Below are 14,988 nucleotides of genomic sequence, written 5' to 3' on the forward strand. Positions count from 1 at the left end.
GGCCGTGGCGCGCTCCTTCGACGTGATTACCGAGGCGGCGGCCGGTGTCGCCGATGTCCTCGCCGCCTTCGGCGACCGTGACTACTGGCTGGCCCGGCTGGCCGCCTACGGCGGGGACTCGATGTCGCTGGATTCGCTGGTTGTCGATGCCGAGGGCACGGTGGTCGTGCAGACCACCCAGGATCTGCGCCAGGACATGCTGCCCGGCGGGATCGCCCGGATGCTGCCGGGCGACACCAAGATCATGCGTACCGAATCATGGCGGGCGGCCGGCGACCGGAGGCGCGGCGAGGCCCACGGTGAGTTCACCATCTCCGCGCGCGGGGTGCCCAGCTCCGGCTCGGGCACCATGTTGCTGACGCCCGTCGCGACCGGGTCCAGCCTGCGGGTCCGCGGCATGCTCGAGGTCAGGATCCCGTTGGTGGGCGGGCAGATCGAGCGTTTCGTCGCCGACCTGATCGCCAGGGAGGTGCCGCAGATGCAGCGGTTCACCGCCGAGTGGATCGCAGGGGAGGCCTGAGCATGCCCGAACCGATTCCATCGGCCGCGGAGGCGCTGGCCCGGCTGGACATGCCATTGGTCGAGGCGATGATGACGCAGCGGGCGATCCGCCGCGTGCTGCCCGATCCGGTCGACGACGAGATCGTGCTCAAGTGTCTCGAGTTGGCGCTGCGCGCGCCGACCGGGGCCAACGGCCAGAACTGGGAATTCGTCGTCGTCAAGGACCCCAAGATCAAACGGAAGCTGCAGCGGCGTTACCGGCTGGCGTGGCGGGTGTTCCACCGCACCTCTATCCGCGACATCGCGTCCTACGACGAGGAGATGGCCAAGAGCGTGCGGGCGATCGAGTGGCAGCTCGAGCACTTCCACGAGATCCCGGTGCTGGTCATCGCGTGCCTGCGGTTGTCGGCCAGGGAGGGCAAGGTGCCGTACGTGCCGATGCCGCACGCGGCGGCGTCGGCGTTCTTCGGCTCGATCTATCCGAGCGTGCAGAATTTGTTGCTGGCAGCGCGGGCGATGGGTCTGGGCGCCTCGCTGATCACGTTGCCGCTGTGGAACCTGACCTCCGCGCGGCGGGTGCTGAAACTGCCCACCGAGGTGACCCCGTGTTGCGTCGTCCCGCTGGGCTGGCCGCGCGGCCGTTACGGGCCCACGACACGCAGACCGGTGGACGAAGTTGTGCACCTGGACCGCTACGGCAACCGGGCGTGGTTCGGACCCCGCGGCGCCGATCGGCCGTGACTTTGTATTGACGCAATCGTCACGTTCGGGGTCTCGACACGCGGTCTCCGATCTTTGCTAGACAAGGCGATTGGCGTCGGTTACGTTCCTTGCTGTTGGGGGACAGCATTTTCACAGACACAACTGAAGGGGCATGTCATGCCTGCTGCCATGAGGCCGTATGTCACGGCGGGCGTGGCGTTGGTGGGGGCCAGCGTCATTTCCGTCACGCCGATTGCACCGCAAGTGATCGCCGAGCGCGCAAGCGAGCAGTACGTCACGCTGACGGCCGCAGCGGGCGCCCTGTGCGAAGCCGAGAGCACATCGCCGTTGTGCACCGATCCGGGCCAACTGGACAGCGCGGTGACCACCAGCGCCGTATTCGGCGAGTCTTCGCTGGCCTACATCCCGGGCAACCTGATCAACGCGCTGCTGAGCATCCCGGCCTGGGAGATCCAGGCGATGGACAGGCTCGCCGACGCGATGATCGGAACCGGCAGCTGGCAGGTGTGGGGACCTACCAACGTGTTCGGTTTCGACCAGTGGGATCCGCCGAAGCTCAAGGCCTTCGTCGACATGCTGGTCCCGTTCAAGCCGTTCTCCTCGGTGCTGGGCGAGCAGATGAGCGTGTGGGCCCAGGCCAACCTGCCGATGAACTCCGGATGCGCCGGAACCCCGGGTGCGTGCCCGGACATGAGCATGTTGCTCGCCAGCATGTTCAAGGTGCCCATGTCCCAGCTGTACGAGGGCTACACCTTCCCCGAGGCGGGTGAGCAGGGCTCGACGAACCCGTTCGACGGCTCGATCGTGCCGTGGGCCGGACAGACCGTGAAGCTGGAGCCCTGGGGCCCGTTCACGTCGAGCTGGGAGTGGCTGACCTCGCCGCCGGAGCCGGTGGCGACGGTGCCGCTGTCCGACTTCATCCGGGTGCCACTCAAGCTCGCCAAGTCGCTGTTCGACGCGTTCAACCCGTTCGTCCAGAACAGCGGCATCTTCAATCCGAAGAACGGCCTGGTCGCCGCGGTGGCCAAGGCGCTGGCGCCGCTGTTCTGCAAGAACTGCGACCTGGACAACCTGTACGACAACCCGTGGCTCTACGACAATTACGACCCGCACCCGCCGATTCCGGAGGCCGAGCCCGAGTCGGCGACCGAAGGTTCCGAAGCGGCCGCGGAGGTGGCCGAGGCCGCGGTTGACGAGCCGGTTCAGGAGAGCACCGAGGGTACCGAGGAGACCGCGCCGGCCGATCCGACCGAGGCGGCCGTCGCGAGCCTGCTGGAGAAATTCCAGAGCGCCGGCGCCGAGGACGAGGATGCCGACACCGAAGAGGCGCCCGAGGAGGCGCCCGAGGAGGAGCCCGCCGAGGAGCCGGCCGAGGAGCCCGCTGACGACGTCGAAGACGACTCCGAGGCCGGAGCCGAAGCCGACGAAGCTGAAGCCGACGAAGCCTCCGGATCCGGGAAGCACCACCTCGGCGAGGGTGACGAGGAGAACTCGGTGAAGTCGATCCAGGACAAGGTCGGCGCCGACAAGGAGTCCGATTCCGGTTCCGACTCCGGCTCAGGCGGAGACGGCGCCGACGCCTAGCGGCGCCGTGCCGCGGCCATCCGCAGCGCGGGAAGCAGCAGTGCGCGAGGGGTGAAGCGTCCGCCGAGTCCGGTCAGCTTGGGTACCAGGCCGGGCACGACGAGACGCTTGCCCTCGCGCATCGCTGCGATGCCTGCTTCGGCGACCTCCTCGACCGAGACCGCGACCTTGCCGCCGGGTGGCTTCTCGCCGGCGATCTCCCACCATTCGGTGGGGACAGGCCCGGGGCACAGCGCGGTGCAGGACACCCCGGTTCCGTGCAGGCCTTCGTGTACCGCCTCGGAGAACGTCTGCACGTAGGCCTTGGTCGCCGAGTACACCGCGGCGCCGGGAAGTGGCTGGAATCCCGCGATCGAGCCGATGTTGAGCACCGCGCCGGCACCGCGCTCCACCATCTGGGGCAGCACGGCGTGAGTCAGTTCGGTCAGCGCCAGGACGTTGACGATCACCTGGTCGCGTTCGCGGTCCGGCGGAAGATCCTGAAGCAACCCGTTGGTGCCGAAGCCTGCGCTGTTCACCAGGCCTGCGACCGCCCCGCTGCGCAGCCGCTCGACTGCCTCGGCCCTGGCGGATTGCTCGTTGAGGTCCAGCGCCACCACGTCGACGGAAATCGAACGCGCCCGGCACAATTCGTCGGACAGGGCCTCCAGGCGGTCGCGCCTGCGGGCGATCAGCGTCAGCGAGTAGCCGCGACGGGCCAGACCGCGGGCGATGTGTTCGCCGATGCCCGACGAGGCGCCGGTGATCACGACGGTGGTGCCGGCGCTGGGTTTGGCAAGGCTCATGGGCCGCGATAGTACCCAGGTCCCCGTATACGCTGAGCGCGATGCTGGAGGTAATCGACAAGGGATCGGTCAGCCAATCCCACCCTGTCCCACTGCTGTTCGTCCACGGGGCATGGCATGCGGCGTGGTGTTGGGACGAGCACTTCCTGGACTTCTTCGCCGGACGCGGTTATCGCGCGCTCGCCGTGAGCCTGCGCGGCCACGGCGGCAGCCCCGCCGACAAGAAGCTGCGCGATCTGTCCTTCGAGGACTTCGTCGCCGACATCACCACCGCTGCCGATGCGCTACCGACGCGCCCGGTGATCATCGGGCATTCGATGGGTGGGGTGCTGGTGCAGCGGTATCTGGAGACGCGCGACGCCCCTGCCGGTGTGCTGATGGCGTCGATGCCCCCGCAAGGCTCCCTGAAGTCCGGGCTGCGCTGGATCCGGAGCCATCCGTGGCACTTCGCCAAGCTCACGGCGACCGGCAGGTCGCTGCCTTATGTCAGCACCCCGGAACTTGCCAGGGAGCGGTTCTTCTCGCCGGCCACACCCGAGTCCGTCGTGCGGCACTACGCCGCGCGGCTGCAGGAGGAAAGCGCCCGGATGGGTCTCGACGGGCTGGTGAAGTTGCCTCACCCGAGCCGCGTGCGCACCCCGCTCCTGGTTCTCGGCGCCGCCGACGACGGCGCGGTGACGCAGGACGAGGTTCGGGCCACGGCCGACGCGTACGGCACGGAGGCGCACATCTTCCCGGGGATGGGCCACAACATGATGCTCGAAGCGGGCTGGGAGGACGTGGCCGACCGCATCGACGTCTGGTTGCGCAGCCGCCGGTTGTGATCCATCCCACTGTTGCGGACTTTGCCGCCCCGGCCCGGCCGTGATTGCCACGTCCATAATGACGCCTACGTCAGCAAACGGTTGCCGCCATCGCCGTCCCCGATCGACGCCAACCGCGCGGTGAGCGTTGATCCCGGCCGTGGCGCGGCGACCGGGCGCCGACACGCCGACAGCCGACAGCTCATCGGGCGCCGGTCGACGGTCCGCCGGGACGCCCGATACCCGCGGCCGCGGCGCATCGCGACGTCACGTTGACGGGTGAACCGCTGCGGTTCCCGCTCCCGGCCATCGGCATGCGGGCAGCGGAATCGCCGAACATGTTGCTGGTCAACGGTTTTACGCCCCGAATCGGCCGTGGGTGGGTCGGTCTGACCGGGTTTGTCGACGCGGTGTCCCGCACTTCTTTGCTGGCCGCGACACGCGGGCCTCGTCCACCCCGGGCCCCGAGGTGCCCCGATCGCGGTCCGGACGCGCACCGATCACACAGCCCGGGGCGGTGCGCGCGAAGTCGGCCCGCACGTGCTTTTCCCTCGTCAAAGACGCCCGAGTAGGTCTATCGCGTTCGACGGCGCAGGTGTTACAGCCCGGACACTCGACCGCGCAACCGAGTGGGGCCGCCGCGAGGGTTTGCTGATTGGTCTACCAAATTGTGATCTGTGAGGTATTCTCCCTTCGTCAGGGATCGCGCTTACCGTGCAGCTTTGACAGAGCGACGCCACCGGGGGACTTCGCGTGCGATGTACGCAGCACGCAATGACCTGGTGGCGCCGGTTTGTGGAGGCACGGGGAGCACGTAGGTCGGCGCGGCCCCGCAGGATGCCAACCGCACGGTCCCGCTCGCTGTGGAGCGGATCAGTTGCACCTCAGAAAGGGACGTTTGTGAATCTTGCGACGAAAACGGCGCTGACGGCGGCACTGCCGTTCATGATGCTGCCGCTTACCGTTGCCGGACCGCTCCCCGCGGCAGGCGCTGCCGCCGCGGAGCTTCCCCCGGGCCCGGCCACCGTCCTTCACACCGGCCCGACCCCCTGGTCGACGCCGAACAACCTCGGCGGCATCATCTGCGAGCTGGAGCGGGAGTGCCGCGAGGTCTACTACCAGTACATTCTGCCGCTCGGCACCTTCGAGCCCGGGCTCGCCGAGAACGTCAAGACCATGAACTTCGCGCTGAACAACACCCCAGGTGACAAGATCGCCTACGGGTTCAGCGGCGGCGCGCGGGTCGTCTCCAAGTGGCTGCAGGACAACGCGGCCACCACCGAGCTCTCACCCGACGAACTGTCCGTCGTGCTCCTGGGCAACGGCGGCCGCAAGTACGGCGGCATCAACGGCTGGTGGGGCGGCTACGGCGATTCGCTGATGACCCCCACCGAGACCCAGTTCTCCGTCCTCGACGTGGCCCGCGAGTACGACCCGATCGCGGACTTCCCGGACAACCCGTTCAACCTGCTGGCGCTCGCCAACGCGATCTCCGCGTTCGGCACCGTGCACATGAACTACGCGGATGCGGACCTCGACGCACCGGGCAACTACGTCTGGACCGAGGGCAACACCACCTACGTCTTCATCCCGACCTCGCAGCTCCCGCTGCTGCAGGGGTTGCGCACCCTCGGCCTCGACGCACTGGCCGACCAGTGGGAAGCCCCGCTGCGGGAGATCATCGACAAGGCCTACGACCGCGAGTACCTGGAAGACGCGGAGGTCATCGGTGAGTCGGAAGACGACTCCGAGAACACCGTGCAGCCTGTCGCCGCCGCGATCCCGACCGGTGCCGGGGAGGCCTGCTCCGGGTACAACACCGACGGCTGCGACATCAACGAGGAGCAGTCCTACACCCCGATCACCGCACCTGATCTGGACAACCCGGCATGGCAGAACGTGCTGCCGAACCTGGTCAACGCGCTGATCAGCGTTCCGCGGGCCTACCTCGACGGGCTCAATGACCTGTCGCATGCGCTCGAAGTCACGGGAAGCTGGTGGGTCTACACGCCCACCAACGTGCTGGGCTACGACCCGGCCGACCCGCCGAAGATCACCGCGGTCACCAACCTGCTGATCCCGTTCAAGCCGCTGTCCAACGCCCTGGGCGAGCACGTGTCCTGGTGGGCGAAGGCCAACCTGCCGATGGACGCCGGCTGCACCGGCACCGCGCCGCCCACCTGCAAGGACGCCAACTCCATCCTCAGCAAGATGTTCCTGGCGCCGATCTGGGACCTGATCTCGGGTTACCAGTTCCCCGAGCTGAACAACCCGGTCAACGAGGAAGAGGGCGCGGCCGGCGAGGAGATCCCCGGCCAGACGGGCAACCCGGTGCCGTGGTCCGGCGAGTCTGTTCAGCTCAACCCGTGGGATCCGGTGTACAACACGCTGAACTACCTGTTCGCGCCGCCGGAGCAGAATCGGCCGGAGCCGATCACGTTCACCGAGGTCGTCGAATCGGTGGTCCGATTCGGCAAGGCGATGTGGCTGGACTTCAACCCGTTCGTGCCGGGCAGCTTCCTGTGGAAGGGCTACCCGTACACGCTGGTGACGCCGTTCATCAAGCCGTTCGTCAAGTTGCTGTGCCCGTCGTGCGACCCGGAGCACCCGGAGGATCCGACGCCGTTCGACGGCGAACTGCCGCCGAGCAGCGAAGAGGGCACCGAGGGCTCCGACGCCACCACGCTGCTGGCCTCGTCGACCGAGACCACCGAGGGCGCCACCGCCGACGAGGAGTCGGCCCCCGAGGCCGAGGGCGAGGACGTCGTCTCCGGGGCGGTCACCGACCTGCTGGAGAAGTTCAAGCTCGCTCCGCAGGACGAGACCGCGGTCGACGAGACGACGGACGAGGCGGATCAGGAGCAGCCCGCCGCCGAGGTGCCGGACGAGACGCCCGCCGCCGAGGTGCCGGACGAAGCGCCGGATGCCGAAGACGAGGGCAAGACCGAGACCGGGGCTCCCGCCGAGACCAAGCCCGAGGCGGGTGTCGACGAGGCCGAGGACAAGCCGGACACCGGCGAGACCGAGGACAAGGTGACCGAGACCGACGATGCCGAGAAGCCGTCGACCGGTGGAAAGCACCGCAAGGCCGATGGCGCCGATGCCTCGACGGCCTCGCAGGACGGGGGCGCTGAGTCCAAGTCCGACACCGACTCGAACAAGGAGAGCGCGGGCGCGAGCAGCGGCGGCGCTGACTCCGGCGAATAGGAAAGCCCGGACCATCAAACGTAGTATCGCCTCGTGAGTACGGAGCAGTTAGACGCCGTCATCGTCGGTGCCGGATTCGGCGGAATGGGAGCGGCGATCCAGCTCAATCGGCTGGGTTACCGCAACATCGCGATCCTGGACCGCGAGGACGACCTCGGTGGAACGTGGCACGTCAACCGTTACCCAGGCCTGACGGTTGACGTCCCGTCCACCACCTACTCGTACTGGTTCGAACCGAACCCGTACTGGTCTCGGCTGTACGCCCCCGGCTCCGAGCTCAAGACGTACGCCGAGCACGTCGCCGACAAGTACGACCTGCGCCGCTACATGCGGTTCAACACCACCGTCGAGGGCGCCCGCTGGGACGAGGAGAACCAGCAGTGGGTGGTCTCGCTGGCGGGAGGTCAGACGCTGCAGTCGCAGTTCCTGGTGCTCGCGACCGGCTATCTGTGCCAGCCCAAGAAGCCGGACATCCCGGGCATCGACACGTTTGCCGGCACCGTGCTGCACGCCCAGGAATGGGACGACAATTATTCGCTCAGGGGTAAGAAGGCCGCGATCATCGGCACCGGCTCCACCGGTGTGCAGCTCATCCCGAAGCTGGCCGAGGACGTCGCCGACCTGACGGTGTACCAGCGCACGCCGATCTGGGTGATGCCGAAGTTCGACCTGTCGTTCGGTCCGAGGACGCAGCGTATTTTCGCGAAATTCCCTGCGACACAACGCTTTGTCCGGCTCTCCAGCGACCTGTTCATGGACATCATGACCACGCTCGCGATGTGGAAGTTCCGACAGCTGCGGCCGATCAACACCGCGGCCGCCAAGATCGGGACGCTGCACCGGTTCCTGGCCATCCGTGACAAGGAACTGCGGCGCAAGCTGACGCCGGACTACGACTTCGGCTGCAAGCGGCCCACGTTGTCGAACGTGTACTACCGCACCTTCACCAAACCGCACGTGCATCTGGAGACGGCGGGTATCGAACGGATCGAGCCGGACGGCATCGTCGGCAAGGACGGCACCAAGCGCGTCATCGACACCCTGGTGCTGGCCACCGGCTTCGACGTGTGGGAGTCGAATCTGCCCGCCATCGAGGTGATCGGCCGGGAAGGCCGCGACCTCGGAAAGTGGTGGCGCGAGAACCGATTCCAGGCCTACGAGGGCTTGACGGTGCCGTTGTTCCCGAACATGGTGACCCAGGCCAGCCCGTACGCATGGGTCGGCATGTCGTGGTTCGACACCGTCGAGTACCAGATGCGCCACATGAACCGGCTCCTCGGCGAGCTGCAGCGCAAGGGCGCCCGGACGTTCGAGGTCACCGAGGAGGCGAACGCGAGGTTCCTTGAGCGGATGCTGACCCTGCTCGACGATTCGGTGTTCCGTCTCGGCGACTGCACGAATTCGCGGTCGTACTGGTTCAACAGCTCCGGCGAGGCCCCGCTGTTCCGGCCGACGTCGATCCGTCAAGCGGTCAAGGAGCAGGAGAAGTTCCCGCTGGCCGACTACGCGATAGCCTGAAAGACTCACTAGCTCTGTAAGGGGTGACGACATGGCAACGGCCACCACCGATCCAGTGCGGCTGCCACCTGGCCCGCGGATCCCCAAGCTCATCCAGGGCGCGGCCGTGCTGACCCAGCGCTACGGCGCGATCGCGGCGCTGGGCCGCCGGTACGGCCCGACGTTCACGCTGAACATCCCGGTGTTCGGGGAGACCGTGGTCATCAGTGACCCGGTCCTGGTGAAGGACCTGTTCAGCACTCACCGTGACCTGGTGGGCAGACCGCAGAACAACCTCGGCGGCGACGTGCTCGGGCCGGGGTCGATCTTCAACCTCGAAGGTGACGCGCTGCAGGCCCGCCGCAAGTTGCTGCTGCCGCCGTTCAACGGCAAGAGCATGCGCGGGTACGCGAGCATCACCGAAGAGGAGGCGATCCGCGAGATCCGAACCTGGCCCGAGGGGGTCGAGTTCGAGACGCTCGAGCCGATGATGCGGATCACGCTGAACACCATCCTGCGCGCGGTGTTCGGGGCCGAAGGTGAGCAGCTCGACGAACTGCGCGAGTTGATGCCCAAGGCTGTCGAATTCGGTTCCAAGATCGCGCTGATGCCGTCCATCGTGCGTAAGGATTTCGGACCGTGGAGCCCGGGCGGCAAGTTCGCCAGGTACCGCAAACGGATGGACGAGCTGCTCAACGGGCTGCTCAACGACGCGCGGTCGGACCCGAACTTCACCGAACGCAACGACGTACTGTCCCTGCTGTTGCAGGCCCGTTACGACGACGGCAGCCCGATGCCGGATTCCTTCATCCTCGATGAGCTGCTGACGATGCTGGTGGCCGGGCACGAGACCACCTCCACCCAGCTGGCGTGGACGATCGAGCGGATTCGCCGCCACCCGCAACTGCTCGTCCGGCTCACCGAGGAGGTCGACGCCGGCGGCAACGAGCTCCTGCTGGCCACGATCGCCGAGTCGCAGCGCACCCGGCCGGTGCTGACCGCGGCGCTGCGGCGGGCGCGGACTCGGATTCGCTTGGGAGAGTGGGTCATTCCCGAAGGCGACACGATTCTGGCGAGCACGCAGCTGGCGATGGCGGCCGAGTCGAGCTTCCCCGACGCCGACAAGTTCAACCCGGACCGGTTCGTCGGCAATCCGCCGAACCCGTTCGCCTGGATCCCGTTCGGCGGCGGCATGATGCGGTGTATCGGCGCGTCGTTCGCGACCATGGAGATGGAAGTGACGCTGCGGGCGCTGTTGCGGGAGTTCACGATCGAGCCGACCACCGAGCCCGACGAGAAGCCGCACAGCCGCGGCGTCACGGTAACCCCGGGCCGCAACGGTCGCCTCGTCGTGCACCGGCGTGAGCACAAGGCGGCACGCGCCACCGACTCGGTGTCGGTGGCGGAGAGCAGTTAGAAGCGGTACTGCAGAACCCGCGCCTTGCGCGCGATGGCGGGGACCCGGTGTGACAGTTTGGCCGCGAGCCGCAGGCCGGCGGGGAACAGCGCGCCCTCCGGCCGCTGCATGACGCTGGCCTCCTCCAGCAGGGTGAGGTCGCGATTCCACGCCTCGGGGCGGTGGGCGTCCTTGAACCCCGGGAATTTCCACTGGCCGTGCGGCGAGTTCGTCTTGCTCGACGTGGCCAACCTGCCCAGCAGCCGGTTGAGCTTGCTGACCGGGCCGTAATCGTTGAAAGCGACGACGCCGGAAGCGAAGTGGCCGGTGATGCGGCGCAGTATCGCGACCACGTCGGCCTCGGTGAGAAAGGCCACCAGGCCGTCGGCGAACAGCATGGTGGGCCGGTCGGCAGGTATGGAGTCGGCCCAGCCCGGTTCCAGAAGTGACGTGGGTACGGAGCGGTCGCGGTCGCGGACGGGCAGTAGTGCCTCACGCAGGGCGATCACCGCGGGCAGGTCGACGCTGTACCAGTCGACGGTGGACGGGGGATCAACCCGGAACACGGCGCTACTGAAACCTGCACCGAGATCCACGACCACGGCGTCGGGGTGCCGTGCGGTGAAGGCGCGAAGGCGTTCGTCGAGCATCTTGGCCCGCAGGGCGACCAGCGGCACGACGGAGGGGGTGGCGGCAAGAGTGGTGAAGTCGTAGTCGATCTGGTCGACGGTCTTCTCGGCCAGCCGGTCACCGAGAATCGGCCGCGCGGCCTTGCTGTCGAGGGCGCGGCAGTATTCGGTGAGCAGAGCCGTTTGTTCGATGGGGGTGAGACCGCTGACATCCATGTTGCCAGCCAAGCACATCCACCGATCCGTGCGGCAAGCGCTCGACTACTCGTCCCCGCCGGACGAATCACCGGAGGACGAATCCTGAGCCGGGGTATCGTCCGTGCCCGAGCTGTCCTCTGGGTCCTCTTGGGCCTCCTCGGCCTCCAGGGCCTCGGCCTCCTCGGCCTCGGGCTCGGCGGCCTCCTCTGCCTCCTCTGCGGCCTCTTCGGGCTCCTGGGCCTCCTCGGGCTCCTGGGTCTCCTCGGCGGCCTGCTGGTCGGAGGTTGCCTCCTCGGGGACCGAACCCTGGTCGTCCTCGTCGATCGTCAGCGACTGAACCGACGTCAGTGGGGCCGTCTCACCCTCGGGCTCAGGATCTGTCTGTGGCTCCTCGGGTTCGGGCTCCGGTTCGGGCTCCGGCTCGGGCTCGCTGGGCAGCCCCGGCTCGGCAGGTAGGTAGGAACGGTCGTAGGCATCCTCGACGATCGCCTTCAGCGGTCCGTTGAGCGCGTCGGCGATCCCGGTGAGGCCGAGCCAGCGCAGCGGCTCGAGCAGTGGCAGGTTCTCGGTCGGGATGAAGACGTAGGTCGTGTTCCCTTCCTTCCACACGTAATTCCGGGGGTCGTAGAGATCGACCTCCTCGTAATCCGCATGGATGAACATGAAGCCGGCGAGGACGTTGGCCAGCGCGAGAAGGTTGAATCGGTCGGGCATGTCGGCCGCCATGTCGTACTGCCGCGCCACGTCGAGGATCTGGTAATCACTGTCCGGTACGGTCTGGCCCCAACCGACATGCGCGCCACCGTATTTGCGCCCCGGATTGCCGATCAGCACGAAGCTCAGGTGTTCCGGGGACGGCGCGTCTTCGGTGCCTGCGTGCTGCGCGATCCAGTCGGCGGCCACCCGCGCGCCCTGGCTGTAGCCGAAGACGATCTGATGTGGTTGCTCAGGAGTTGGTAGCGGCTGCCTGATCGCCTGGTCCAGCAACTCGACACCCTCGGCCCGCAGCAGATACGGATACGGCACCGACGAACACGTGCGACCCCCTGAGCACACCTCGCCGCGGAGGTCATCGTCGTTGCCGCCCGGCAGCAGGCTCAACGTCAGCACCCGTGCGTTCTCCGGAAGCATCGAGATCGGCGCAGCGGCCGCCTGGGCGGGTGCCTGTGCCGGGAACGTCATGATCGGTACTGCTGCAGCAGCCGCCAGCCACTTCGCGTGGCGCTTTCCGGCATATCCGGTCGTCGTTGCCATCGCCCCCCCAGGAATCAACGTCTGCCGTATTTGCTGACCGGGTTCAGCGTACTCGTGTCACCGCACTGCTACCCGCATTTCACCGCGGCACGCAGGATTCGTGGCGCCGGGCGGGAGGGGCAACCGGCGAACAGCTTCGCTGAACGGATAAGTCGTTTGCTGAGCGGCCCGCGGACCTGGCTACCCGAGCCGGCCGGCCGCGAAGTTGGCGGCCTCTTCCACCATGCCGTTGTCGACGTAGGCGAAATGGGCGGGCAGATTGAAGCCGGGGGAGCAGAACGGGTCGTCGAACGCACACAGATCGATCGACTTCGACCCGTACGTCCCGCTCATCTGGGGCAGCGGCCCGCCACCGCGGATGTCGCGCAACGGGTTTCCGAAGACCACGACAGCGGCCACATGGTCGGCGACATTCGGCGGCATCGGTGTGGGCGTGAACCGGCCGAGCGGTCGCGGGTCGACGGTGATCAGGTCGATGACGCCGGCACCCTGGGACATGCCGCCCAACACCAGCTTGGTGTCGGGACAGTTCCCCGCCATCCACTGCACCCGCCCGGACGCGTCGGCGGCACCGAGCGGCGCCGAGTTGTCGAAATCGAAACCTGCGGGGTAGTTCACCGCGTAGGTACCCACCGACCGGCCACCGACCTTGGGGCGCAGGGCATTGACGAACGCGTCACCGACCCACCCGAGCCCGGGCTCGGCACCGGTTCCGCGGGCGAAGATGACCTCGATGTCGGGGCACGGATCCGCCGATGCGGCCGGTGCACCGACTCCAATGGGCCACAACCCGGCCGAAACCGCGACTGCCGCACCGACAATGCCAAGGACGCGCCTCACCTGCATGTATCCATGCTGTCACATCGCTGTGAGTGCCTTGATGGAACAGCCTCTGAGCAGGGAGTTCAGGCGAAGACGTAGTCGGTGAGCGGGAAGTTGTCGTTCTCGCGGTTGGTCTGGTTCGTCGACGCGGGGCGCACCAACGTCTCCCCGCTGGGACTGAAATAGTAGGACCGCGAGCGTGAGCAGTCGCCCTGCCGGAACACCGTCTTACCCAACAGTTTCAACATCCGCTCGCTGAACCGGTTGGTGGCGTCCTCGGTGACCTCGAACGTGGCCGCGTCGCGCCTCTTCAGCTCACCGAAGAGTCGGTCCATGTGACGCATCTGATATTCCATCGTGTTGAAGAAGGACAGCCCACTCGTGGCGTACGGGCCGGCCAGCGAGAGGAAGTTCGGGAAGGCCGGCACCGCCACGCCCTGGTAGGTCCTGAACCCGTTGTCCCGCCACCACTTACCGAGGTTGCGGGCATCGCGGCCGATGACTTCGATCGCGGGGATGTTGGCTTCCCAGATGTCGAACCCGGTGCACAACACCAGGGTGTCGATCCTGGTCTTGGTGCCGTCGTACGCCACGATCCCGTCGGCCTCGACGCGCTCGATGCCGGACGTCTGCAGGTGCACGTGCGGGCTGGCGAACGTGCGGTAGTAGGAGTTCGAGTAGGTCGGCCGCTTGCAGCCGAAGTCATAGTCCGGAGTGAGCTTGTCGCGAAGCTGCTTGTCGCGGATCGACACGAACCGAAGCGCCTGCGACAGATAGGAAGCCCCGACGTTGAGCTGGCGGAAGTACTTGTAGTTCAGCACCGACAGAATCATCATCACTTCGAGATTCGCGTCGGTGGTGAACCGGAAAGCGCGCTGCAGCAGCGGGACGCGCGCGAACAGTCGGCGCAGCAGCACCGGGATCGGGAAGTCGAACTTGGGCACCACGTGGATCGGCGTGCGCTGGTACACCGTCAACTCGGCGGCCGACTTGGACAGCTCGGGAATCAACTGCACCGCGGTGGCGCCGGTGCCGATCAGTGCGATGCGCTCACCGGCGGGGGAGTAGTCGTCGTCCCAATCCATGCTGTGCACGATGCGGCCGGCGAAGTCCTCGATGCCCGGGATGTCGGGCTTGCGGGGCTGTGAGAGGTAACCGGTCGCGGTGATCAGGAACCGAGAGGTCAGGGTCTCGCCGTTGGACAGCGTCACCTGCCAGTACTTGCCGTCGTCATCCCAGCGCGCCCCGTCCACCGGGCTGTTGAACCTCATGTGCCTGCGAACGTCGTACTTGTCGGCGACGTGGTCGGCGTAGGTCTTGAGTTCGGTGCCCGGGGCATAGAGCCGCGACCAGTTCGGATTCGGCTCGAACCAGTACGAGTAGGTGGCCGACGGGATGTCGACCGCCAGGCCGGGGTAGTGGTTGACGTGCCACGTTCCACCCAGATCGTCCTCGCGGTCCACGATCAGGATGTTGTCGTAACCCATCTTCTTGAGCTGGATCGCGGCGCCCATCCCGCCGAATCCAGCACCGACGACGATGACGTCGTACTGCACATTCATGGCCACCAACGCTACCTCACAGCAAAT

Annotated in this window: 12 protein-coding genes; 7 read left to right on the plus strand and 5 right to left on the minus strand. The window is 67.0% G+C overall.

Translation table 11 applies throughout. From position 1 onward, the window contains the following. The first annotated feature begins 4 nt into the window (after positions 1-4). The 3 genes from BN976_RS18280 (at position 5) to BN976_RS18290 (ending at position 2,808) form a co-directional block, all read left to right on the plus strand. Entirely contained in the window at positions 5-520 is a 516-nt protein-coding gene (locus BN976_RS18280; protein WP_036372766.1) for a DUF2505 domain-containing protein, read from the plus strand. A gap of 2 nt (positions 521-522) precedes the next feature. Then, positions 523-1,242, plus strand: a complete 720-nt coding sequence (locus tag BN976_RS18285; RefSeq protein ID WP_011780322.1) for a nitroreductase family protein — start codon at positions 523-525, stop codon at positions 1,240-1,242. 138 nt (positions 1,243-1,380) lie between these two features. Then, the gene (locus BN976_RS18290) at positions 1,381-2,808 is read left to right on the plus strand and encodes a hypothetical protein (RefSeq protein ID WP_036372768.1); all 1,428 of its coding nucleotides are present in this window, start codon (positions 1,381-1,383) and stop codon (positions 2,806-2,808) included. Here BN976_RS18290 and BN976_RS18295 read toward each other — a convergent pair. Then, complete coding sequence (locus BN976_RS18295) at positions 2,805-3,593, minus strand: SDR family NAD(P)-dependent oxidoreductase (protein ID WP_011780320.1); 789 nt, start codon at positions 3,591-3,593, stop codon at positions 2,805-2,807. The genes BN976_RS18290 and BN976_RS18295 overlap by 4 nt on opposite strands. A 41-nt stretch (positions 3,594-3,634) precedes the next feature. On the opposite strand from BN976_RS18295, the gene BN976_RS18300 reads away from it, so the two are divergent. From BN976_RS18300 to BN976_RS18315, 4 genes are all read left to right on the plus strand, one after another. After that, on the plus strand, positions 3,635-4,417 hold the full coding sequence (locus BN976_RS18300) for an alpha/beta hydrolase (protein WP_011780319.1): 783 nt from the start codon (positions 3,635-3,637) through the stop codon (positions 4,415-4,417). A gap of 879 nt (positions 4,418-5,296) precedes the next feature. Then, a complete protein-coding gene (locus BN976_RS18305; RefSeq protein ID WP_036372771.1) occupies positions 5,297-7,603 on the plus strand; it encodes a PE-PPE domain-containing protein in 2,307 nt (768 codons plus the stop codon). A gap of 33 nt (positions 7,604-7,636) precedes the next feature. Next, positions 7,637-9,121 carry a flavin-containing monooxygenase gene (locus tag BN976_RS18310; RefSeq protein WP_011780316.1) on the plus strand — a complete coding sequence of 495 codons (1,485 nt, stop codon included), beginning with the start codon at positions 7,637-7,639 and terminating at the stop codon, positions 9,119-9,121. A 31-nt stretch (positions 9,122-9,152) separates the two neighbouring features. Next, positions 9,153-10,517: a cytochrome P450 gene (locus BN976_RS18315; protein ID WP_011780315.1), complete on the plus strand. Its 1,365-nt coding sequence runs from the start codon at positions 9,153-9,155 to the stop codon at positions 10,515-10,517. Here the strand turns inward: BN976_RS18315 and BN976_RS18320 are convergent. From BN976_RS18320 to BN976_RS18335, 4 genes are all read right to left on the minus strand, one after another. After that, the gene (locus tag BN976_RS18320) at positions 10,514-11,341 is read right to left on the minus strand and encodes a class I SAM-dependent methyltransferase (protein WP_036372773.1); all 828 of its coding nucleotides are present in this window, start codon (positions 11,339-11,341) and stop codon (positions 10,514-10,516) included. The two genes, BN976_RS18315 and BN976_RS18320, sit on opposite strands and share 4 nt — an antisense overlap. A 45-nt stretch (positions 11,342-11,386) precedes the next feature. After that, the gene (locus tag BN976_RS18325; protein WP_084182331.1) at positions 11,387-12,577 is read right to left on the minus strand and encodes a PE-PPE domain-containing protein; all 1,191 of its coding nucleotides are present in this window, start codon (positions 12,575-12,577) and stop codon (positions 11,387-11,389) included. A 180-nt stretch (positions 12,578-12,757) separates the two neighbouring features. Continuing rightward, positions 12,758-13,423 carry a cutinase family protein gene (locus BN976_RS18330; protein ID WP_011780312.1) on the minus strand — a complete coding sequence of 222 codons (666 nt, stop codon included), beginning with the start codon at positions 13,421-13,423 and terminating at the stop codon, positions 12,758-12,760. A gap of 59 nt (positions 13,424-13,482) precedes the next feature. Next, complete coding sequence (locus BN976_RS18335; protein ID WP_036372775.1) at positions 13,483-14,961, minus strand: flavin-containing monooxygenase; 1,479 nt, start codon at positions 14,959-14,961, stop codon at positions 13,483-13,485. Positions 14,962-14,988 lie beyond the last annotated feature (27 nt).

It is taken from the genome of Mycolicibacterium austroafricanum, assembly GCF_000612725.1.
Lineage (GTDB): Bacteria > Actinomycetota > Actinomycetes > Mycobacteriales > Mycobacteriaceae > Mycobacterium > Mycobacterium austroafricanum.